This is a genomic window from Aeromonas sp. FDAARGOS 1405 (assembly GCF_019048265.1).
Classification (GTDB): Bacteria; Pseudomonadota; Gammaproteobacteria; order Enterobacterales; family Aeromonadaceae; genus Aeromonas; species Aeromonas veronii_A.
Genome location: NZ_CP077311.1, coordinates 432,883 through 454,793, shown reverse-complemented (window position 1 = coordinate 454,793; position 21,911 = coordinate 432,883). Strand labels below are relative to the sequence as shown.

Below are 21,911 nucleotides of genomic sequence, written 5' to 3'. Positions count from 1 at the left end.
CAAAGGCATCCGTCTAGGATTGTAAGCCAAAAGACAACAGAAAGGGGAGCCGGAGCTCCCCTTGTGACGTTGGTCGCAGCTGCGATGGTACGGCTTGTACCGACTGACAGCTTACTTGGCGATGCGCTTGTACTTGGCGCGGTGCGGCTGGATGGCCTCGGCGCCGTAGGTCTTCTTCTTCCACTCTTCGTATTCGGTGAAGTTGCCTTCGAAGAATTCGATCTTGCCCTCGTCCTGATAGTCCAGGATGTGGGTGGCGATGCGGTCGAGGAACCAGCGGTCGTGGGAGATGACCATGGCGCAACCCGGGAACTCCAGCAGGGCGTTCTCGAGGGCGCGCAGTGTTTCGATATCCAGATCGTTGGTCGGTTCATCCAGCAGCAGCACGTTGCCGCCGGTCTGCAGCAGCTTGGCCAGATGCAGACGACCGCGCTCACCACCGGAGAGTTCGCCAACCCGCTTCTGCTGGTCGGAACCCTTGAAGTTGAAGCGGCCGATATAAGCCCGGCTCGGGAACTCGTAGTTGCCGATGCGCAGGATATCCTGACCGTCAGCGACCTCTTCGAATACCGTCTTCTTGTCATCCATGCTGTCGCGGAACTGATCCACAGAGGCCAGCACCACGGTGTCACCCAGGGTGATGGTGCCGGAATCCGGCTGCTCCTGACCCGACATCATGCGGAACAGGGTCGACTTACCGGCACCGTTCGGGCCGATGATGCCGACGATGGCACCCTTCGGAATGGAGAAGGAGAGATCGTCGATCAGCACCCGATCACCGTAAGATTTGCGCAGGTTGGCCACTTCCACCACCTTGTCGCCGAGGCGCGGTCCGGGCGGAATGAACAGCTCGTTGGTCTCGTTGCGCTTCTGGTAGTCGTTGGTGTTGAGCTCTTCGAAGCGAGCCATACGGGCCTTTGACTTGGCCTGACGCCCTTTCGGGTTTTGACGAACCCACTCCAGCTCTTTCTCGATGGACTTGCGACGGGCAGCTTCAGAACTTGCTTCCTGCGCCAGACGGGCGTCCTTCTGCTCCAGCCAGGAGGAGTAGTTGCCTTCCCACGGGATACCTTCGCCGCGGTCCAGTTCCAGGATCCAGCCCGCCACGTTGTCGAGGAAGTAACGGTCGTGGGTGATGGCCACTACAGTGCCTTCGTAGTCGTGCAGGAAGCGCTCCAGCCAGGCCACGGATTCCGCATCCAGGTGGTTGGTCGGTTCGTCCAGCAGCAGCATGTCCGGCTTTTCCAGCAGCAGACGGCACAGTGCCACACGGCGGCGCTCACCACCGGAGAGGTGCTTGATCTTGGCATCCCATGCCGGCAGGCGCAGGGCATCGGCCGCCCGCTCCAGCTGGTTTTCCATGTTGTGGCCGCCCTGAGCCTGGATGATGGCTTCCAGCTCGCCCTGTTCGCGGGCCAGCTTGTCAAAGTCGGCATCCGGGTCGGCGTAGGCCGCATAGACCTCGTCCAGCCGGGCCATGGCGCGCTTCACTTCGCCAACGGCCTCTTCGACCGCTTCGCGTACTGTCTGCTCCGGATCCAGCTTCGGCTCCTGCGGCAGGTAGCCAATCTTGATGCCGGGTTGCGGGCGGGCTTCCCCTTCGATCTCGGTGTCGATGCCCGCCATGATGCGCAGCAGGGTCGATTTACCGGCGCCGTTCAGACCCAGCACGCCGATCTTGGCGCCCGGGAAGAAGCTCAAGGAGATGTTCTTGAGAATATGACGCTTGGGCGGCACTACCTTGCCGACCCGGTTCATGGTGTAAATAAATTGAGCCATTGGCTAATTCTCTTCCTTTTCAGCAGGTTAATGTCTTGGCATTAACAGACTGATGTCGTGGTGGGGCCAGGTCGACACGCCGTCAACCGGGTTCCAAAAAACCCGTCGATTGTAAACCAACGGACGAGGGGGGGCAAAGGCGGCACCCGGCTATGTCCTCCCTTTGCCAACAGGGTCACGCCTTGCTGCATCAGCCGTGCAATTTGGGCATGATGTGGGCTGCTGTTTTGTCCAGGAGCCGTCATGATCCCATCTCCTCAAGTTCCCTCACTGGCCACCTTTCTCTGCTCCATGGGATTGGATGCCGCCCTGAGCGAAGCCCTCTGTCAGCGTTTGCCACGGCAGACGCTGCGCGCCGGTCAGGCACTGTTGGCGCAAGGGGCCGAACAGGAGGGGGCCTTCTATATCGAAACGGGCATCGCCCGTGCCTGCCACTACAATCAGGACGGGCAGGAGCGCTGCAAGGAGTTCTACTTCGAAGGGGAGCTCTGCCTGCTCTATGACAGCTGGCTTACGGGGTTGCCCGCCCGCTATCAGCTGGAGGCGCTGACGGAGCTGCAGGTGGTGCGGGTGCCGATCGCCCTGCTGGATGAGCCCATCTGGCAGCCGGTCTGCATGGCCCTGCTGCGCCAGCAGCTCGGTTACAAGGAGCGCAAGGAGGCGTTTTTGCTGCTCCACTCCCCCGAAGAGCGTTATCGGGAGCTCTGCCACACCTTCCCCCACTGGCCTGCACGACTGACCCAAGTACAGCTCGCCAACTACATCGGCATCAGCCCGGTCACCTTGTCACGGATCCGCAGGCGCATTAACACGGGTTAATGCCGCTCTCCGGCCATCCCCTCATGCTGCGCCATCCAAATGACGGACGAGGGGTGGATGATGTCGCTGTTTCTGTGGTCGCAACTGGTGGTGAGCCTGGCCTTGTTGCTCGATCTGTTGTCGTTTCAGTTGCGGGATCGTCGCAGGATCCTGGCCTGCCTGGCCCTCTCCTGCGCGCTCAATGCCGGTCACTTTGCCCTGCTCGGGCAGTGGTCGGCCGCCTGCCTGTTGCTGCTGGCCAGCGTGCGCTTTCTGGTGAGTATCTGGCTGGTTCGCCGCATCTTGATGTGGTTTTTCATGGGGTTGGCCTGTGCGGCTGCGCTGGCGACCTATCAGGGCGAACTCTCATTGATCGGGCTGCTGGCCAGCCTGCTGCAAACCCGGGCCGCGTTTTGCCCGGATGATCACCAACTGCGGCGCTGGATGCTGCTCGGCACCCTCTGCTGGCTTGGCAATAACCTGCTGGTGGGCTCTCCGGTCGCCGCACTGATGGAGGGGCTGTTTCTGGTCAGCAATCTGGTGGGCTACTACCGCCACTATGGGCGCAGGGCATGTCCGGGGGGTTGATATCGGCTGTGGAAGAGAGCGCGGGGTAAGTCCTGTCTGATAGAGCTTACAACGCAGAGAGGCCGCCATAGTGGCGGCCTCTCTGGCTCATCAGGCTTTGTTGAAGCTGTTGATGAGTGCTTTTGCGTAATCAATGACGAACTGCTGGCAGTGGATGGCGGTCTGCGGATCGAACTCCTCGCCATGCAGATCGGTATTGGAGAGCACCCGGATGCCGACAAAGGGCACCTTGTAGGCCTCGGCGACCAGCGCTGCGGAGGAGGTCTCCATCTCTTCTGCTGCAGTGTTGTAGGTCTGATGCAGCCAGTTGATGCGGGCCACCTGGCGGTTCCACTCATCGGCAGTGCCTATGATGCCGGCAACTACGCGGCCGTGGCGATAACGGTCGGCCATGCCAAGGGCGCGGCCAACCAGCTCGGGATCGCCGCCAAAGGAGGAGTGCTCTACCAGCTTGCCTTTGTCACGCAGGCGCATGGTGACCTCGAAGTTGTGCCATTTGCTTGGGTCGACACCCTGCTCGGCCGACGTCAGATCACTGCGATAGGCCCCCATGTTGAAGCTTTTGGTACCGATAACGATATCGCCCCGGTGTAGCGCCGGATCATGGCCGCCTGCCGTGCCCTGATTGATGACGAGGCGCGGATGAAAGCGCTCCATGGCGAGAGTGGTGGCAGCAGCGGCATTGGCCAGCCCCACTTCGGTGCGAGAGACAACTACCGGATAACCCGAGAGGGTACCCTGCCAGTAGGTCCAGGCGCCGACGGTCAGCTCCTGCTTGTCCTTGAGGGCGGCCACCAGCGTCTCGACTTCGACGTCCATCGCTCCCTGGATCAGGATGGGTGCTGGCGCCGGAGTGGCCGCCATGATGGAGGAGGAAAAGAGTGCAAACAGCGTGAGCAGGCGCGAGCAACGTTTGATGAAATTCATGGGATACCTGTTGGTCTGGCAAGAAAGCGCCGGATCCTACCGAAAGGAAAACGATTGCGCAAATGGTGGTACGTTTTTTGTCAATAGCGTGCAGCTAGTCGAACAGGTTCAGGGCTGTTTATGGCCAGCGAAGTAGAGCACCCGTTTGACATACTCCCGGGTCTCGTCATAGGGGGGGATCCCACCATAGCGTTCCACCGCTTTTTCCCCGGCATTGTAGGCCGCCGAGATCCGCACCCAGTCGCCATTGAAGCGGCGATCCAGCCACTTGAGATAACTGACGCCACCCTTGATGTTCTGTGCCGGATCAAATGGACGAGTTACCCCGAATCGCTGCTGGGTCTCGGGAATAAGCTGCATCAGCCCCTGGGCATTCTTGGGTGAAACTGCGCGGCTTTCGAGGTTGGATTCGGCAATGGCGATGGCCAGTACCAGCCTGGCATCCACCTTATGGTGTTTGGCTGCGTGGCGCAGCATGATGACCAGTTTTTGCTTTGCGGGTGGCTGGTGGGCAATCCAGGTGTCGACATTGAAGGGGGTGGAGGGGAATTGTGCCAGATAGCCACCCTGTCCGCCACGGATCCCGACACCGCACTGATCCCCCATGGGGGCATTGCCGATACGGGCGTTGTAGTAACGGGCAGCCTGTCGGTTACCAAGGCGCATCGCCATGGCGAGGTAGCTGTTGGCCAGCTTGGCGCTGCGCACCGAGGCGGGGCCGATGGCAAGCAGACGACCGATCCGGAAGTAACCTTCGGGGTTGCCGGTGCTGGCCGCGACACAGTAGAGGGCGATGGCCTGTTGCAGATTGCCGTGTTGCTGGGCCAGTTGACCCTGCTTGATCGCCGTCAGTGCCTTGGGGGCCTGTCTGAAATCCCTGCCTTGTGCCATCGCCTGCGGCGTACCTGCCAGTAACAACGACAAAAAAAGCAGCAAAAACAGACCGTTTTCACTGATGTTCCCCATGGGTGATCTCCTGCTTGAGTACAGAAGATATAGAGGAACATGGTAGCTATCGCCACGAACCCAGTGGATCCTGTTGTTATAGCCGGTTTATTTCAGAGAGCAAAACGGTATGGAACTAACGGTCTGTCGACAGTTTCACACCATTTTCATCGGGTTAGAAGTCGTGGTGATACTCATGCTCATCCAGCACGGCAGGCGGAAGCGTGCGATAGAAGCTGCCAATTTCGCTGACAACCCAGATCGAAAGCAGGGCCAGCAGGCTGAGCAGGGGAAGCAGAGAGTGGCTCTGGGTCAGGGCATAGGCCGCAATGGCGGCACCGGTCAAAAGCAGGGTTCGGATCATGAGGTGGCTCCTTGTCGTCATGGGGGGGTTGCGTGGCCACGGACAGAGCGCCTGGGGTCGGGAGTTGTTCCCGGGTGGCACGAAGCGCGCTGAGTATATCGCGTCATGCCGCTGCCGATCCGTGGTGTCATCACACTTTCCATAGTCATGGGTTTCGTATCGAGTTGGGCCCCGCCAGATGCGGGGCCAGTAATGGTTTGACGGTCAGAAGAAACCGCCGTTGTTATCGTCACTGTCGGTCCAGCCGCCACTCTGGCTATCGTCGTCGAGAAAACGGCTGCCAGCATCGGGAGGTGAATCCCAGCCGTCCCAGCGAACCGGTTCCGCATCGACCGGATTGGCGATGGGGGCAGGCTCTATGATGTCGATGATCTCCTCGGGTCGGTTGCTATGAAACAGTCCGCCGATCATATCGGCCAACATGACGCCACCGGCCACACCCGCGGCGGTTTGCAGGGCGCCCCCTAAAAATGAGCTGGCACGGGACGCGGGCTGGGCAGGCGCAGTTGCCGGTGGAGGCGTAAAGCGCGGGGGCGGGCTGCTTTCGCTACCAAACAGGCCGGAGAGAAAACTGCCGCTGCTCGGGGCGCTCTGGCTGGCTTCCAGCTCCTTGACCCGCTCGTTGAGGCGAGTAAGGGCTGCCTGCTGGATCAGCAGCGCCTGGGCCATGTAGTAGGGGGCATCGGGCTGCTGGGCCAGATGCTGGCGGATCAGCTGATCCGCTTGTGGGTCTCGCTTGCTATCCCTGGCTTGCGCTTGCTTGAGGCGGTCGAACAGTCCATCGATCAGACCCTGTTCCTGTGATTGCATCTCAAATCCTCGCTATAGTGCGCAGACAGTGCGTTCAGCCATCCTAAAACGCGTGGCAAGCCAGTGGTACCGGATTAACTCATCGGCGACCAAGGGCTGCAGCGCGACAATTTCACGCGCCGGGTTGGTAGTAGTCGAGATACCAGCGGACGAACGCGGCGACCCCCTCCTTGATGGAAGTGGTGGGGCGCAGGCCGGTGAGGGTGTGGAGGGGCTCGCTGTCGGCCCAGGTGGCGTGCATGTCGCCCGCCTGCATCGGCAGCATTCGCTTGATGGCGGGTTTGCCGAGGGCCTCTTCCAGCGCCTCGATAAAGTCGAGCAGCCGTACCGGCTGACCATGACCGATGTTGAGGATGCGGTAGGGCGCGGCGCTCTCGGCCGGGCTTTGCTCGCTGGCGTGCCAATCGGGATTGGGGCGGGGCGGCTGGTCGGCCACGGCGAGGATCCCTTCGACGATGTCGTCGATAAAGGTGAAGTCGCGGCTGATATCGCCGTGGTTATAGACGTCGATAGGCTCGCCCGCGAGGATGGCGCGGGTGAACTTGATGATGGCCATGTCGGGCCGCCCCCAGGGGCCGTAGACGGTAAATAAGCGCAGCCCTGTGGTGGGCAGGCCATAGAGCGTGGAATAGGCGTGAGCCATCAGCTCGCCACTCTTCTTGGTGGCGGCGTAGAGGGAGACCGGGTGATCCGCCTGCTGCGCGGTGGAGTAGGGCATCTGATCCCCCATGCCATAGACCGAGCTGGAGGAGGCGTAGATGAGGTGCTGAATCCCGTGGTGACGGCATCCCTCCAGCACCGTCAGCATGCCGGTGAGGTTACTGTCGGCATAGGCGAACGGATTTTCGATGGAGTAACGCACCCCCGCCTGCGCCCCCAGATGGATCACCCGCTCGAAACGGTGGCTGGCAAAGAGAGCCGCCATCGCCTCGCGATCCGCCAGATCCAGCCGCTCGAATTGAAAATGGGGGAAACTGGCCAGTTGGGCCAGCCGCGCCTCTTTCAGACTCACCTCGTAGTAGTCGTTAAGGTTGTCGATGCCCACCACCTGATGACCCGCCGCGCAGAGCCGGCTGGCCACATGAAAACCGATAAAGCCGGCAACACCGGTGACCAGATAGGTCATGGTTGGGGTCCTGTGCAGATCATGGGGCTCCTGACAGTGATGAGAAAAGGGGGTTGCGCGCTTTGTAGCAGAGCCGGCGCGTTTGCGCCATGGCAAACCGCCTCTGTCGGCGCGGCATGCTGCATCTTGGTGCAGCAGGTGTCAATGCCAGATGACAGGCACCAGAATGGGGCGTTCAGCCTGACTGTTGTGATCCTTTTCACAAAAAATAGACTGGACCCCATAACGAAGCCCTGTGGACAGGGCTCGCAGCCCGCCCGCAACGGCAGGCGACAGACACTCTCTCTTTACTTCGCTTGGATACAGGTTATGGACAACACCTCGATTCGCACTGCTCATCCTATTTATGAGGATGTGCTGGCCCTGCTGACGGCGGCCGGCTTTGTTTCCCTCGGCATCTTTCTGTTTCATCAGGTTGGCCTGCTCACCGGCGGGACTGCCGGGCTGGCGCTGCTGCTGCAAAAGGTGACCGGCATCAGCTTCGGCCTGCTGTTTTTCGGCATCAACCTGCCCTTCTATGCGCTGGCATGGCTGCGGATGGGGCCACGTTTTACCTTCAACACCTTTGTCTCGGTGGCGGCGGTCTCCTACATGACCGATCACCTCAACGGGGTGTTGCAGATCGGCAAGATAGAGCCTCTCTATGCGGCGCTGATCGGCGGCACCCTGATTGGCATGGGGCTGCTCATCATGTTCCGTCACAAGTCGAGTCTGGGGGGCTTCAACATTCTGGCGCTCTTTATTCAGGATCGTTTTGGCATCCGGGCGGGCAAGCTGCAGATGGGGCTTGATTGCGCCATTGTTGTCGCCTCGTTTTTCGTGGTGCAGCCCTGGATCCTGGCGCTCTCCATCGTGGCGGCGGTTATCTGTAATCTGGTGTTGACACTCAACCACAAGCCCGGCCGTTACCAGATTGCCTGACAAGCTGCGGCAGTGGCTCGATAAGACAAGCGTGACCCGATAGCACGAGGCGGCCTGATGGCCGCCTCGTCTGTTTCTACCCTCGGGTTTGTTCGCTGCGCCTAGCTCGCCTGCTCCAGCCTGCTGTCGCCGCTCATGGCGTTGCCGCTGATAGCGTGACCACCGACGGCGAGCGGGGTGTGGCAGGCCACCTGATGATGGGCCTCATCACACACCTCAAGCTTGGGCGCCTTGCTTTTGCACAACTCGGTCGCATGGGGGCAGCGCTGGTGGAAGTGGCAGCCGCTTGGCGGCGAGATGGGGGAGGGCACATCGCCGGTCAGCAGAATGCGCTGGCTGCGCCTGCGCGGGTCCGGTACCGGAATGGCGGAGATCAGCGCCTGGGTGTAAGGGTGGCGCGGCGCCAGATAGAGCGACTGGGCATCCGCCAGTTCGACGATCCGTCCCAGATACATCACTGCAATCCGATCCGAGATGTGTTTGACCACCGACAGATCGTGGGCGATGAAGATGATGGAGAGGTTCATCTCCCGCTGCAGGCTGAGCAGCAGGTTGACGATCTGCGACTGCACCGAGACATCGAGGGCCGAGACCGCCTCGTCGCATACCAGCAGCTTGGGCTTGAGGGCGATGGCGCGGGCGATGCCGATCCGCTGGCGCTGACCGCCGGAAAACTCGTGGGGGTAGCGATCCACCGCGCTGCCCGGCAGGCCCACTTTTGCCAGCAGCTCTTGCACCCACCCGCGCCGCTGCTCAGTGTTGCCTTTACCGTGGATGATAAAGGGCTCCTCTAGGATCTGGCCCACGGTGTGGCGGCTGTTGAGGGATTCTGCAGGATCCTGAAACACCATCTGCATCTCCTGACGCAGGGAGCGCATCTCCTTCGGGCTGAGGGCGGTGATATCGCGCCCCTCGAAAGTGATGGTGCCCGCGGTCGGCTCGAACAGCTTGAGCAGGCTGCGCCCGAGGGTGGACTTGCCGCAGCCCGACTCACCCACCAGCCCCAGCGTCTCCCCCTGTTTCAGGTCGAAGCTGATGCCATCCACCGCGTGAACCGTATATTGCTTGCGCAGGAACCCGCCTCCCAGCCGGAAGTGCTGTTTCAGATCCCTGACCGATAACAGAGTGCTCATGGGGTCAACTCCTTCCAGTAGTGACAGGCGACATGGTGGCGCGGATTGAGTTGCTCCACCGCCGGAATGGCGCTGATGCAGAGATCGGTCGCATGGGGGCAGCGGTTGGAGAAGCGGCAGCCAGCGGGCATCTCGTGCAGGGCTGGCACCTGTCCCTTGATGGTCTTGAGCAGGCTCTTGGGCTCATCCTCGAGTCGCGGGATCGAGCTCATCAAGCCGTGGGTATAGGGGTGACGGGGGTGGTCAAACAGCTCGAACACGTCGGCCTGCTCTACCGCCCGCCCGGCGTACATCACCACCACTTCGTCGCACAGCTCCGCCACTACCCCCAGATCGTGAGTGATAAAGATGATGGCCATCCCGGTCTGGGCCTGCAGCTCTTTCATCAGTTCGAGGATCTGGGCCTGAATGGTGACATCCAGCGCCGTGGTCGGTTCGTCGCAGATAAGCAGGTCTGGCTCGCAGGAGAGCGCCATGGCGATCATCACCCGCTGGCGCATACCGCCGGAGAGGTTGTGAGGGTAAACGGCAAAGCGCTGGGCCGGTTCCGGGATCCCCACCTTCTGCAGCATGGCAATGGCCGCGGCTTTGCGCTGGGCCTTGTCATACTCGGGGCGGTGGAGGCGAAACACCTCCATCAGCTGCTCCCCCACCGTCTGCACCGGGTTGAGGGCCGTCATCGGCTCCTGAAAGATCATCGAGATGCGGTTGCCGCGCACCTTGTACATCTGATCCGGCGCAAGCGACAGCAGCTCTTCCCCCTGAAAGCGGATGGAGCCGGCTACCACCTGACCATGGGGTTTGGGCAAGAGCCCCATGATGGCGAGTGAAGTGACACTCTTGCCACAGCCGGACTCGCCGACGATCCCCAGAGTCTGACCCGGGGCCACCTTGAAGCTGACCCCGTCGAGCACCTTGATCTTGCCGTCGTCGACGGCGAACTCCACTTCGAGATCGCGTACTTCGAGGATTGGGGCTGGGTGCTGGCCGCTATCAACGGCGAACTCCCCCCCGTTATCCGGTACGTCAAGAATGGAGGCCTGGGTGTTGGGCATAACGGCTGCTCCCTTCGCAATGGCCTGAATATCAATGACGTGCATAGGTCTTGTCGAGCAGGTTGATGGGCGCCAGCGCCTCCCCTGCCTCCTTGGCGTTGCGGGTCTCTTCCTTCACCTTGGGATCGAGCCAGAGCAAACCGCCACTACTATGAGGATAACCGTCCATCGGCCAGTAGAGCAGATCCGGCGTGTTCTTGGTGGCAGGCACCTCCGGCAGCATCACATAACGCCAGCTGCTGGCCCGTACATAGTTGAGCTGCACCCCGGGCACGAAGATGGCGAGATCATAGATGCGCTGCTGGATCTGCTGGGAGAGCTTGGCCCGCTTGGCCATGTCGAATTCGACGTTGTAGGCGTCGATCAGCGCGTCGAGCTCCTTGTCAGCCACGTTGAACAGGTTGTTGGTCTGCGGTTTGTTGGCGTTGGCGGAGTGGAAAAACTCCCAATATTGCGGATAGAGACCGCCGCCGCCCCAGCCAAGCCAGGCCGCTTCGTGTTTCTTCTCCAGCATCACCTTGAAGCCGGTGGCGCCATCCACTAGGTTAAGCTCCAGATCCAGACCCGCTTTCTTGGCCTCTTCTTTCAGCACGGTCAGTCGCTTGGAGTGCTCCTGACTGGTGTAGGTGAGCGCCAGCGTCAGCCGCTCACCCTTCTCATTTTGCAGGATGCCGTCCGGCCCCGGCTTGTTGTAGCCGCCCTTGGCAAAGTACTCCCGCGCCTTGCCGATGTCATAAGCCCGCTCCGGCAGCGTGATGTCAGTGAACTCGCCAAAGCCCGAGTCGAAGGTGGTGGCTCTGTCGTAATCGCCGCGCAGCACGGTCTCGATCATCTTGTCGATGTTGAAGGCGTGCTGGATGCCGAGGCGCACGTTCACGTCCGCCAGCTTGGGGTTGGCCACATTGAGGTGCACCCCCTGACCGCCCTGTTTGGTGTCGGTCATGGCCATTACCTTCTGCACGTAGCCTTTTTTGTACTCCGGGGTGACCGCTTTTTCATGCCACCAGTTGGGCAGGATCATCTCGAAGGTATCGATCTCCCCTTTCAGGAAGTGGCGAAAGGCGATGTTGTGGTCGCGGATCACCTGCACCTTGATGGTGTCGATGTTGAATCTGTGCTGGTTGTAGCGATCGTCTTTTGCCCACCAATCCTTCTGTTTGCTGAAGGTGACCGACTTGCCCTTCTTGACGTCGCTGATCACGTAGGGGCCGGTGGTGGGCACCACGGCCCAGTTGTACTGCTTCACCCAGTTGGGGGTCAGCTTGTAGTAGTGCTTGGGCTGGGGCCACAGCTCGGTGGTGTTGAGCAGGTCCATCTTGGCCTTGCGGTTGCCCGCTTTGACCATAATGGTGTGATCATCGATCTTCTCTACCGCTACCACTTCAGTGGTGTAGTAGTTGTTGAACCAGGGCCCCTTGATGTGTTTGGAGCGCATCATCTCGTAGCCGAAGGTGTAGTCGTCAGCATTGACCGGCTTGCCATCCGACCATTTGGCGCGGGGATCCAGCTTGAAGTAGACGGTCTGGCTGTCTGGCGCGATGGCCCAGTGGGTCGCGAGCGACGGAATGGGGTTGCCGGTATTGGGGTGGAAGCTGATGAGTCGCAACTGGTTATCGAGAATAAAGGAGCGGAACGATCCGTTGGAGTCAGGCCCCACGGTGCGGAACGTCAGCGGAAAGCTCTCCACAAACATATTGAGACTGCCGCCCGGCAGTGCCTTGGGGGAGGCGAACACAGGATCCGTCTCATTGGTCTCCCATTTGAGATCCGCGGGCAGGCTGGCCGCCCAGACCCAGGATCCGTTTACCAGCACAAAGAGAGCACCTATCCATTTGATTTTATTTTTCATGTTTGACTTCCAGGTCTGGCCCCTGCACTGGGGGTCTTGATTGATAACGGGATTATCCCTTGCTCCTGGGACCGCCGATGGCTGCGGCCCGTCCTTCATTAATCACTGTTCGTTACCCGACGCCTGCCGATGCGCTGGCATCGGCTGGCTTATTGGTAACGGGTAAATTTGCGCGGATCGAACGCCTCGCGGATCGCCTCGCCGATAAAGGAGACCATGATCAGCACCAGACTCACCGCGGCCACCACCGAGCTGACGATCCAGATGGCATCCAGATTGTTGATGCCCTGGGAGAGCAGCTCTCCCCAGCTCGGGGTCGGCGGAGCCAGCCCGAAGCCCAGATAGTCGAGCGCCGTCAGGGTCGAGATATTGCCCACCACGGCAAACGGCGCCAGGGTGACGATCATCATCAGGGTGTTGGGCAGGATGTGGTTGAAGATGATCCGCCCGGTGGTCGCTCCTTGCGCCCGCGCCGCCATCACATAGTCCCGTGCCCGTTCCTTGTAGGTGAGGGTGCGCATATACCAGGTGATCCCCATCCAGCCGAACAGCACGTTGATGGCGACAAACAAGCCGAAGTTGGGCTTGGCCAGCGACACCAGGATCATGATGACGTAGAGAAACGGCACCTGGGACCAGATCTCGATAAAGCGTTGCAGAATGAGGTCAAAGCGGCCGCCGAGAAAGCCCATCAGACAGCCGATGGTGACCCCGATGGCGTAACTGGCCGCCAGCGCGATAAAGGCAAAGCCGATGGCGATGCGAAAGCCGTAGACCAGTCGCGCCAGTACGTCGCGGCCGCTGGTGTCGGTGCCGAGGAAGTGGCGCTCGGCCGCGCTGGGGGCGTATGGCGGGTAGGCATCCTCCTTGAAGTCCTGCTCGTAGGGGTTCCAGGGGACCGGCGGCAGCAGCACCCAGTCGCCCTGGCCCTCTGCGGCAAACTTGGCCTTGAGCTGGCGGTAGTTGGTTTCGTACTCGTAATCGAGCCCGAACTGCTGGCCGGGGATCACATCGCCATAGGTGGGGAAGTGCAACTGGCCCTGATAGCTCACTATCAGCGCCCGGCTGTTGACCAGCAGCTCCGCCAGCAGGGAGAGCAGCACCAGGGTGGTGAAGATGATGAAGGAGTAGTAACCGCGCTTGATCGACTTGAAGCGCTTGAGTTTTTTCAAGGTAACCGGATTGAGCTTCATGGTCAGTCTCCAAACCGCACGCGGGGATCAACAGGAGGTGCAACGCAGATATCGGAGACGATATGGCGTGATATCAGCATCGGCATGGCAATAGAGGTCTGGTTCATGGTCAGTCTCCAAACCGCACTCGGGGATCAACAGGAGGCGCAACGCAGATATCGGAGACGATATGGCGTGATATCAGCATCGGCATGGCAATAGAGGTCTGGTTCATGGTCAGTCTCCAAACCGTACGCGCGGATCAACCAGGGCCACGCAGATATCGGAGAGGATATTGCCAATCAGCATCAGCATGGAGGTGATGGCCAGAATGCCCATAACGGTGGGGTAATCCCGCTCGACGATCGCCTCGTAACCGAGCAGGCCGATGCCGTCGATGTTGAAGATGGTCTCGATGAGGAAGGAGCCGCCAAAGAAAACGGTGAGCACAGACCCCAAGTGACTGGCGATGGGGATCAGGCTGTTGCGCATGGCGTGGTCGGTGACCGCCTTGCGAAACGGCAGTCCCTTGGCCACGGCGGTACGCACATAATCGGCCGACAGGTTCTCCATCAGGCTGTTTTTCATGGTCATGGTGAGGATGGCGAAATCGCCGATGGCGTAGGCGATAAGCGGCAGCAGGGCATGGGCAAAGACGGTGCGGATCTGATCCCAACTGCTCTCCATGTACTCAAAATCATCCCCCGGAAAACCGCCCATCGGCAGCCACTCCAGATGGAAGGCGAAGACGGTGATGAGGAAGATCCCCACCACGTAGGCGGGCAGGGCATAGGCCATGTAGATAAGCATGGAGCTTAACGAGTCGAAGCGGCTGTTGTGCCTGAGCGCCTTCGCCACCCCCAGCGGGATGGAGACCGCATAGCTCAGCAGAAAGGTCGCCAGCCCGAAGAAGGCGGTGACGGGGAGTCGATCCTTGATGAGATCCCACACCGGCTCGTAGTAGCGGGTTGATTCGCCCAGATCCAGCACCGCCAGCTTCTGCAGCCACTCCCAGTAGGCGACCAGCATGGGCTTGTCGAGACCATAGAAGGCCTTGAGCTCCTCGATCTGCTCATCTGAGAGGGCCTGTGCCCCCTTGCTGCCACTGGAGCGGCCAGATTCATTCTGGGAAACCTGGGCTTGCAGCAGCATGCGTTCAACCGGTCCGCCCGGCACGAAACGGGTGATGGTGAAGACGAGCAGGGTGATACCGAGAAACGTCGGGATGATCAGAAGCATCCGGCGTAGGAAATACGACAGCATGGTGGAACCTCGTCCTTGTTGTTCTTTTTTACGGCCAGTCAAATCCGGTGACGGGCCTTTCCTTCCTGGCATTACGCGCTGGATTGGTTGCCAAACAGCAGACAATCCGCTTGGCCACTGTAAAAGCTCTGCAACAAAAATCAAGTACAAGGAAATGGAAAACTGGGACAAATGACCTGCTGAGACCAAAAGCACCGAAAAATGACGTTTTTTATCTGAAAAGTGAAAATCAAAACAAAACGCTACTGTTCAACATTATTTTAAAAAATATAAACAGCTGTTTGTTTGAGCTTCACTTGCTTTTAAGTTGTTGATTAATAATGTTTTTGTTTGGTGGGTGAAATTGAAGGAAAACGATATCATCTCGACGATTTTATCTGTTATCCCCATGAGAACGGTCAGGTGAAACTCTCATGAAGTTAGTGTTTTATTCTTATTAATGCCGATAAATCAAAATAAGATATAAACGGACAGCACGTTAACTAATAAGTTCATCAAATTTTAATTCAGCGCCATTTATGTCATTTAACAATGTTTTTACATTGCACTGGTTGTTTTTAGTAGAATTATTCACTAATTATGCCGGTCAAAATTAATACACTTCGCTTATTCTACGCCTGACCTCGCCACCCCCCCGGCTCCATTGACGCCGCTAGTCAAAGATTGATAAGCCTTACGCATCGCTCCAAAGAGGGCGGTATCAGGAAGCAAACAATAAACAACCAGGAAGGATATAAGCGATGCTTAGGAAGAGCAGAATCTCTGCTGCGATTGCGTTCGCCTTGGCGAGCCTTGCGGCGGCCCCATCCGTATCTGCCGAAGAAGGGCAGAACGTCGAAAAACTGCAGAAAATCAAAGTCACTGGCTCCCGTATCTCCCGTGTTGATGTTGAGGGGGCGACTCCGGTTGTCTCTGTCAGCAAGGCTCAAATTGAACAGTCTGGTCAGCAGACTGTGGCGGATTATCTGAAACAGGCCTCCTACAACTCCTTTGGTGGTTTCTCCCCATCCTCCGGTAGTTCTGCCCAGTCACAAGCCACAGTAGGGCTGCGTGGCTTGGGCTCAGAACGTACCCTGGTGCTTCTCAATGGCAAACGTGTTGCTGGATCCCCCTCCATGGGGGGCACTTCCATCAACCTTAACACCATCCCCATGGCTGCTGTTGAGCGGGTGGAAGTTAACCTGGACGGCGGCTCCGCACTCTATGGTTCTGATGCCATCGGCGGTGTTATCAACGTGATCCTCAAGGAGGGTTTCGAAGGGTTGACATTCCAAGGGCGTCTTGGCTCACCAACCGAAGAGGGCGGTGATGAGAAGAGTGGCTCTGTGGTTGCGGGCGTCAATGGGGAGAAAGGGTCCCTGATGATGGTTTACGAGCACGATGAGAAGGACGTGATCTACTATCGTGACCGTGACTATCTGGCTTTACAAGGTGCAATGTCCCCCAGCGTTGCTGGCCGTAACATCATGGATTTAGATACAGGAGATCTGAAGCAGCTTGCAGGTATCAACTGTGCCAATGTCGGGACCGGCTTTGTTGAGCAGGATGGTTTGTGCAACTTTGATTTCGCCAAGGTCGCAGCTAAAACAGCCTCTCGTTCTCGCGATACTGTCTATGTGAATGGTCGCTATCACATCAATGACAGCGTGGATTTTGTTCCTCAGTTTATCGGCTCTCGGGTGACCAGTTTTGGCCGCTTTGCCCCTGCTGCGGGCTCGTTTGTGAGTGATGATCCTGCGTTGTTGGCTGCGAACGGAATCACTGGCGGTCAGGCTGCAATTTTCTATCGATTTAACAATATTGGTCCCCGTGATAACGATGTGACTGACTTTACCGGCAGCATGAACCTGGGCTTTGACGGTGTACTACCTACCGAGGCCGTTGGGGATGTTGAATGGAACGCCGGTTACATGTACTCCAAGACTGACAATACCAGCGATGGTAGCGGTTATATCCTCAAAAGTGCTGCCCGTAATGCAATCAAAGATGGCAAGTTCACCAATGGTGAGTTTGATAAGTCAGTAAATGATCTGTTGTCCTACGATACCTCGCGTACTTCCAAGATGGACTTTTTCCAGTGGTATGGCGGTTTGGGTTGGGAAATGGGCGAACTGCCTGCCGGTCCAATCGGTTGGTACTGGGGCTCCGAGTATAACGACTGGACTTACTCCGATACCTATGACAGTCAGTCTGAAGCAGGCAACGTCATAGGTTCATCTGGCAACTCCGGTGGTGGTGTGCGCGATGTGTTTGCCACCTACATCGAGAGCCTGATCCCCATCACCGAGCAGGTCGAGCTGAACCTGGCGGGTCGTTATGACAAGTACAGCGACTTTGGCAGCGCCTTCTCGCCCAAAGCGAGCCTGCGTTACCAGCCGCTAGACAACCTGATGTTCCGGACCTCCTGGTCCCAGTCGTTCCGGGCGCCGGGGCTGGATGATCTCTATGCCGCAGACTCATTCTCTGCTGACTATGCCAAGGACTATGTACGCTGCAATGCTACCGGCACAGCTAACTGTCCTGAGAAACAGTATGACGTTACCCGTCAGTCCAATAAAAATCTGAAGGAGGAGACAGCTGATACCTTCACTATCGGGGCTGCTTACAACCCGCTGGACAACTTGAATCTGTCACTCGATTACTACTACATCAAGATTGATGATGTGATCCAGCTAGCCACGGCACAGACCCAGATTTATCAGGAACTGAACAGTGGCAGCAACCCGAACGTAATTCGTCTCCCCAACGGTACCATCAAGGAGATCAAGGCTGGCATGGTCAATTTGGGGCAACTCAAGACCAGTGGTGTAGATTTTAAAGCCGATTACAAGTACGACTTCAACACCTTCACCCTGCGTTATGACTTCGGTGGTACTTACATCCTGCAGTACGAAGAGGGGCTGTTTGCCGGTGGTCCGATGATCGACAAGAAGGGCTGGAATGGTAAACCCGACTTGCGCCTCAACTCCGGGATCGGTGCCAACTTCCCGCAGCTGTGGAATCTGGATACCTACCTGAGCGCCAACTATATCGATTCCCAGAGCCAGGACTATGTTGATGGTCAGGAAGAGGGTCATATCGCTTCCAACACCGTCTGGAACCTGAACGTGGCGGTCGATACCAGCTGGAATGGCAAGATCCAGACCGGTGTGAAGAACATGTTCAACCGTGGCCCCTCCTTGTCCAACGATGGCTTCACTTACGATGAAGACCTCTACAGCATCGACGGTCGCATCTACTACATCGACTACACCCAGAAGTTCTAATCAACCCTGTTGATATACAACCTCAGCCGGCCCGGTCGGGTCGGCTGTGCCCAACGTCCAAGGAAGTTACGGAGATAGGGTAATCCTATGAAGACAAGGACCATTACAATGAAGAAAGCGCTCCTTGGCAGCCTGGTTTCGGCCGCCTTGTTGACCAGCTTCAATCTGAGTGCCGCCACTGCCGGTCAGGCCGTGGACGCTCAAGCCGCCACCGACAACGCATCCAAAGTTTCCCAGCAGAAAATCGACAGCTATGCCGAATCTGCCGAATCCGCACTGGCCCAGTACAAGGCTGCCCTGCGTCAGGTCGACAGTCTGCGCACCTACAACGAGCAGGTGAGCAAGATGGTCGAGTCCCAGAGCGCCGAGCTGGCGTCGATGCAAAAGCAGATCGCCCAGATTGATCAGACCAGCACCGAAGTGGTGCCCTTGATGCTCAAGATGATCGACTCCCTTGAGCAGTTTGTGTCACTGGATCTGCCGTTCCAGAAGGTCGAGCGCGAGGACCGCGTGGCGGCTCTGACCGACCTGATGAACCGGGCCGATGTCACCATCTCCGAGAAATACCGCAAGATCCTGGAGGCCTACCAGATCGAGGAGGGCTTCAGCCGCACCATTGAGGCCTACAAGGCGAGCCTGGACAAGGATGGCAGCGAGAAGACCTACGAGTTCCTGCGCGTTGGCCGCATCGCGCTGCTTTATCAATCCCCGGATGGCAATGAAACCGGGATGTGGAACAAGCAGACTCGCCAGTGGGAAGAGTTGCCCCAGGAGTATCGCAGTGCGGTTGAACAGGGCCTTCGCATCGCCAAGAAGCAGGCGCCTCCCGCGCTGATCAAGCTGCCGGTTCAAACTGCGGAGAAAGCATCATGAAAGGAATCAAACTTGCTATTGCCTCCCTGATTGCGGGAGCAACCCTGGTCACCCTGCCGGTGACCGCCGCCGAAAAACCGGTGGATCTCAATGCGCTGCTGAACCAGGTCAAGGCCTCCAGCCTGAGCGAATCCCAACTCAACAAGGAGCGGGAAGCCCGCTTCCTGGCTGACAAGAACGAGCAGGGGGCGCTGCTGGCCAAGGCCAAGGCCGAGCTGGCTGCCGAAACAGCCAAGGGCGAGCAGCTCAAGGCGACCTTTGATGCCAACGACAAGCAGCTGACCGAACTGACCGAAACCCTGCGCCAGCGTTCCGGCAACATGGGCGAAATGTTTGGTGTGCTGCGTCAGTTTGCCGGGGAGTTCAAGGGGATCTTCAACGCCTCCGCTCGTCGGGTCGAGCATCCGGAGCAATCCGCCCTGCTAACCCGTCTGGCCGAGAGTAAAGAGCTCCCCTCCAGCGATGATCTGGAAGCGTTCTGGACCACCACCCTCAGCCGCATGGTGGACGGTGGCAAGGTGAGCCAGATCCCGGCGACCGTGGTCTATGGCGAAGGCAACCAGGCCGAGAAGACCGTCACCCAGATCGGCGAGTTCAATACCGTCTCCGAAGGCAAGTACCTCACCTTCGTGCCGGAGACCGGCAAGTTCGAGCAGCTCTCCCGGCAACCGGAGAAGAGTGTGCTCGCTCCCATCGCCGAGTTTGAACAGGGCGGTGGCGGGGTCAAGCCCATCTTTATCGACCCGTCTCGCGGCGTGATCCTCTCCCTGCTGGTGCAGTCACCGACCCTCAAGGAGCGTATCGATCAGGGTGGTTCCGTGGGTTATGTGATCCTGGCATTGGGGGTCATCGGTACCCTGCTGGCCATCTTCTGCGGTATCCGCCTGTCGCTGATCGGCTCGTCCATGCGCAAGCAGCTGAAATCCGATCAGATCATCAAGGGCAACCCCATTGGTGACATGCTGGGGGCCTACCAGAACCATCGCGGTGACAACATCGAGGATCTGGAGTCCAAGCTCGACGAGATCATCCTGCGCAACGTGCCCAAGTTCGAGAAGGGCATCAGCCTCATCAAGCTGATCGCCTCCGTCGCGCCGCTGCTGGGCCTGCTCGGTACCGTGGTGGGGATGATTGCTACCTTCCAGGCCATCACATTGTTCGGTACCGGCGATCCCAAGCTGATGGCGGGCGGTATCTCCGAGGCGCTGGTGACCACCATGCAGGGTCTGGTCGTCGCGGTGCCCATGCTGTTCCTCTACACCATAGTGCAGACCCAGAGCCGTCGTCTGATCCAGGTGCTGGAAGAGCAGAGCGCCGGTTTCGTCGCCCGTTATCAGGAACGTCTGCACGCCTCCAAAGCCGCAGCGTAAGGAGTCACCCATGTGGTTCTGGTTGATTGAAGAAGTCGAGTCGGTCCGCCGGTTTTTGGGATTGGGGGGCGATGTACTGGTCGCCCTGTTCTTCCTGACCCTGATGATGTGGGCCCTGTTGCTGGAGCGCTGGTTCTACTTCATGGCGGTCTACCCCAAGCAGGTGAAGCAGACCAAGGCTACCTGGCTGGCCCGTACCGATCACCTCTCCTGGTCTGCCAAGCAGATCCGGCGCGAGCTGGTCTCACGGGTTGCCATGGCGGTGGACAAGGGGATGCCGGTCATCAAGGTGTTGATCGCTCTCTGCCCGTTGATGGGGCTGCTCGGGACCGTGGTGGGGATGGTGCAGGTGTTTGACACCCTGGCCATCACCGGCACCGGTTCGCCGCGGGCGATGGCATCGGGGATCTCCAAAGCAACGGTACCGACCATGGCGGGCATGATCGCCGCCCTTTCCGGCCTGTTTTTTGTCAACCAGCTCGATCACAAGGCCAAACTGGCGGTGCAAAAGCTGGAAGACAACCTGAAACACGGTTGATGCAGGATGCATACCCCCGGCGAGGCATGGCCTGTCGGGGGCACAGAACAAGCAAGGAGTTTCTGCTATGAGAAAACGTTACAGCGACAGCGGTGCTGACGAGGCGGCTATCGATTTGACCCCCATGCTGGACATAGTGTTCATCATGCTGATCTTCTTCATCGTCACCACCTCCTTCGTCAAGGAGTCCGGTGTCGAGATCAACCGTCCCAGTGCCAGCACGGCCGAGACGGTGAAGAAGGGGAACATCATGGTCGCGGTCCGCGAGAACGGTCAGGTCTGGGTCGACAAACGGGTCGTCGAGGTGGGCGCGGTGCGCGCCAACATCGAGCGGCTGCGGGCCGAGAACCCGGAGAGCGCCGTGGTGATCCAGGCCGATACCGAGTCCCGTTCCGGGCTGGTGGTCCAGGTCATGGATCAGATCCGCATGGCCGGTGTCCAGAACATCTCCATCGCGGCAAGCAAGAGCAGCTGATGCCGGAGCGAGCCCTATGAGATACCTGATATCGTTGGCGGTCTCCTGCGTGGTGGTGTTCTTCCTGTTCCTGGGAATGAACAAGCTCATCACGCCGGATCACCGGGAGCTGGTGGAGAAGGATGACGTCACCATGACCGATTTCATCCGCCTCAAGCCCCAGGAGACCCTGCAAGAGAAACAGCGGGAGCTGCCCAAACCGCCGCCGCCCAAGCGTCCGCCGCCGCCTCCCGAGATGGAGGTGGCCAGCACGGATCGGCCGAAGATGGAGAGCGCGCCGATGGACATGCCCAAGCTCGACATCCCGGTCAACATCGGTGGTGGCAACGCGCTGGGTGCCTACAGCACCGGCGGCGGTGGTGGCGGCGTCGGTGGCAACAACGGCGCCATTCCGCTGGCAACCTTCGAGCCCATGATGCCCCGCAAGGCGGCACTGGCGGGGCTGGCCTCCGGCAAGGTGCTGGTGGAGTTCACCGTCACCGAGCGCGGTACCGTCAGCAACGTGCGGATCGTCAAGGAAGAGCCGCGCAGTTATGACCTCGGCAAAGAGGCGCGCAAAACCATCGCCAAGTGGACGTTCAAACCGGCCATGGTGGATGGCAAGCCGCAGGCGAGCCGTATGCAGCAAGAGATCGAGTTTGCGGTCAACTAAGGAAGGT

At 58.9% G+C, this 21,911-nt stretch carries 20 protein-coding genes; 9 read left to right on the top strand and 11 right to left on the bottom strand.

Annotated elements, in window-relative coordinates:
- Nucleotides 1-111 precede the first annotated feature (111 nt).
- The gene (gene ettA / locus I6L35_RS02105) at nucleotides 112-1,779 is read right to left on the bottom strand and encodes an energy-dependent translational throttle protein EttA (protein WP_216979416.1); all 1,668 of its coding nucleotides are present in this window, start codon (nucleotides 1,777-1,779) and stop codon (nucleotides 112-114) included.
- 243 nt (nucleotides 1,780-2,022) lie between these two features.
- Here ettA and I6L35_RS02100 point away from each other — a divergent pair, with 243 nt between their 5' ends.
- Together I6L35_RS02100 and I6L35_RS02095 are read left to right on the top strand one after the other, a co-directional pair.
- On the top strand, nucleotides 2,023-2,598 hold the full coding sequence (locus I6L35_RS02100; RefSeq protein ID WP_216979415.1) for a Crp/Fnr family transcriptional regulator: 576 nt from the start codon (nucleotides 2,023-2,025) through the stop codon (nucleotides 2,596-2,598).
- 57 nt (nucleotides 2,599-2,655) lie between these two features.
- Nucleotides 2,656-3,165, top strand: coding sequence for a YgjV family protein (locus tag I6L35_RS02095; protein ID WP_216979414.1), 510 nt, complete (start codon nucleotides 2,656-2,658; stop codon nucleotides 3,163-3,165).
- Between the two features lie 90 nt (nucleotides 3,166-3,255).
- On the opposite strand, the gene mtnN is transcribed toward I6L35_RS02095, so the two are convergent.
- From mtnN to I6L35_RS02070, 5 genes are all read right to left on the bottom strand, one after another.
- Nucleotides 3,256-4,092: a 5'-methylthioadenosine/S-adenosylhomocysteine nucleosidase gene (gene mtnN / locus I6L35_RS02090; protein ID WP_216979413.1), complete on the bottom strand. Its 837-nt coding sequence runs from the start codon at nucleotides 4,090-4,092 to the stop codon at nucleotides 3,256-3,258.
- A 108-nt stretch (nucleotides 4,093-4,200) separates the two neighbouring features.
- A complete protein-coding gene (locus I6L35_RS02085; protein WP_216979412.1) occupies nucleotides 4,201-5,058 on the bottom strand; it encodes a lytic transglycosylase domain-containing protein in 858 nt (285 codons plus the stop codon).
- A 154-nt stretch (nucleotides 5,059-5,212) separates the two neighbouring features.
- A complete protein-coding gene (locus I6L35_RS02080; protein WP_216979411.1) occupies nucleotides 5,213-5,401 on the bottom strand; it encodes a hypothetical protein in 189 nt (62 codons plus the stop codon).
- 204 nt (nucleotides 5,402-5,605) lie between these two features.
- Nucleotides 5,606-6,211, bottom strand: coding sequence for a DUF2076 domain-containing protein (locus I6L35_RS02075; RefSeq protein ID WP_216979410.1), 606 nt, complete (start codon nucleotides 6,209-6,211; stop codon nucleotides 5,606-5,608).
- 112 nt (nucleotides 6,212-6,323) lie between these two features.
- Nucleotides 6,324-7,337 carry an NAD-dependent epimerase gene (locus tag I6L35_RS02070; RefSeq protein WP_216979409.1) on the bottom strand — a complete coding sequence of 338 codons (1,014 nt, stop codon included), beginning with the start codon at nucleotides 7,335-7,337 and terminating at the stop codon, nucleotides 6,324-6,326.
- Between the two features lie 309 nt (nucleotides 7,338-7,646).
- On the opposite strand from I6L35_RS02070, the gene I6L35_RS02065 reads away from it, so the two are divergent.
- On the top strand, nucleotides 7,647-8,258 hold the full coding sequence (locus I6L35_RS02065; RefSeq protein WP_005349421.1) for a YitT family protein: 612 nt from the start codon (nucleotides 7,647-7,649) through the stop codon (nucleotides 8,256-8,258).
- A gap of 101 nt (nucleotides 8,259-8,359) precedes the next feature.
- On the opposite strand, the gene I6L35_RS02060 is transcribed toward I6L35_RS02065, so the two are convergent.
- The 5 genes from I6L35_RS02060 to I6L35_RS02040 all read right to left on the bottom strand — a co-directional run bounded on the left by I6L35_RS02060 (nucleotide 8,360) and on the right by I6L35_RS02040 (nucleotide 14,730).
- A complete protein-coding gene (locus I6L35_RS02060; protein ID WP_216979408.1) occupies nucleotides 8,360-9,391 on the bottom strand; it encodes an ABC transporter ATP-binding protein in 1,032 nt (343 codons plus the stop codon).
- Nucleotides 9,388-10,446, bottom strand: a complete 1,059-nt coding sequence (locus I6L35_RS02055; protein WP_216979407.1) for an ABC transporter ATP-binding protein — start codon at nucleotides 10,444-10,446, stop codon at nucleotides 9,388-9,390. The genes I6L35_RS02060 and I6L35_RS02055 overlap by 4 nt, the downstream gene beginning before the upstream one ends.
- A gap of 31 nt (nucleotides 10,447-10,477) precedes the next feature.
- A complete protein-coding gene (locus I6L35_RS02050; RefSeq protein WP_216979406.1) occupies nucleotides 10,478-12,295 on the bottom strand; it encodes an extracellular solute-binding protein in 1,818 nt (605 codons plus the stop codon).
- 149 nt (nucleotides 12,296-12,444) lie between these two features.
- Complete coding sequence (locus I6L35_RS02045; protein ID WP_005343430.1) at nucleotides 12,445-13,488, bottom strand: ABC transporter permease; 1,044 nt, start codon at nucleotides 13,486-13,488, stop codon at nucleotides 12,445-12,447.
- A gap of 216 nt (nucleotides 13,489-13,704) precedes the next feature.
- Nucleotides 13,705-14,730: an ABC transporter permease subunit gene (locus I6L35_RS02040; protein ID WP_216979405.1), complete on the bottom strand. Its 1,026-nt coding sequence runs from the start codon at nucleotides 14,728-14,730 to the stop codon at nucleotides 13,705-13,707.
- 740 nt (nucleotides 14,731-15,470) lie between these two features.
- On the opposite strand from I6L35_RS02040, the gene I6L35_RS02035 reads away from it, so the two are divergent.
- From I6L35_RS02035 to I6L35_RS02010, 6 genes are all read left to right on the top strand, one after another.
- Nucleotides 15,471-17,996: a TonB-dependent receptor gene (locus tag I6L35_RS02035; RefSeq protein WP_058057271.1), complete on the top strand. Its 2,526-nt coding sequence runs from the start codon at nucleotides 15,471-15,473 to the stop codon at nucleotides 17,994-17,996.
- Between the two features lie 108 nt (nucleotides 17,997-18,104).
- The gene (locus tag I6L35_RS02030) at nucleotides 18,105-18,869 is read left to right on the top strand and encodes a DUF3450 domain-containing protein (RefSeq protein ID WP_115522840.1); all 765 of its coding nucleotides are present in this window, start codon (nucleotides 18,105-18,107) and stop codon (nucleotides 18,867-18,869) included.
- Entirely contained in the window at nucleotides 18,866-20,239 is a 1,374-nt protein-coding gene (locus I6L35_RS02025) for a MotA/TolQ/ExbB proton channel family protein (protein ID WP_216979404.1), read from the top strand. The genes I6L35_RS02030 and I6L35_RS02025 overlap by 4 nt, the downstream gene beginning before the upstream one ends.
- 10 nt (nucleotides 20,240-20,249) lie before the next feature.
- Entirely contained in the window at nucleotides 20,250-20,777 is a 528-nt protein-coding gene (locus tag I6L35_RS02020; protein WP_005338936.1) for a MotA/TolQ/ExbB proton channel family protein, read from the top strand.
- A gap of 67 nt (nucleotides 20,778-20,844) precedes the next feature.
- On the top strand, nucleotides 20,845-21,252 hold the full coding sequence (locus I6L35_RS02015) for a biopolymer transporter ExbD (RefSeq protein WP_216979403.1): 408 nt from the start codon (nucleotides 20,845-20,847) through the stop codon (nucleotides 21,250-21,252).
- A 16-nt stretch (nucleotides 21,253-21,268) separates the two neighbouring features.
- Complete coding sequence (locus tag I6L35_RS02010; RefSeq protein WP_005343441.1) at nucleotides 21,269-21,904, top strand: energy transducer TonB; 636 nt, start codon at nucleotides 21,269-21,271, stop codon at nucleotides 21,902-21,904.
- Nucleotides 21,905-21,911 lie beyond the last annotated feature (7 nt).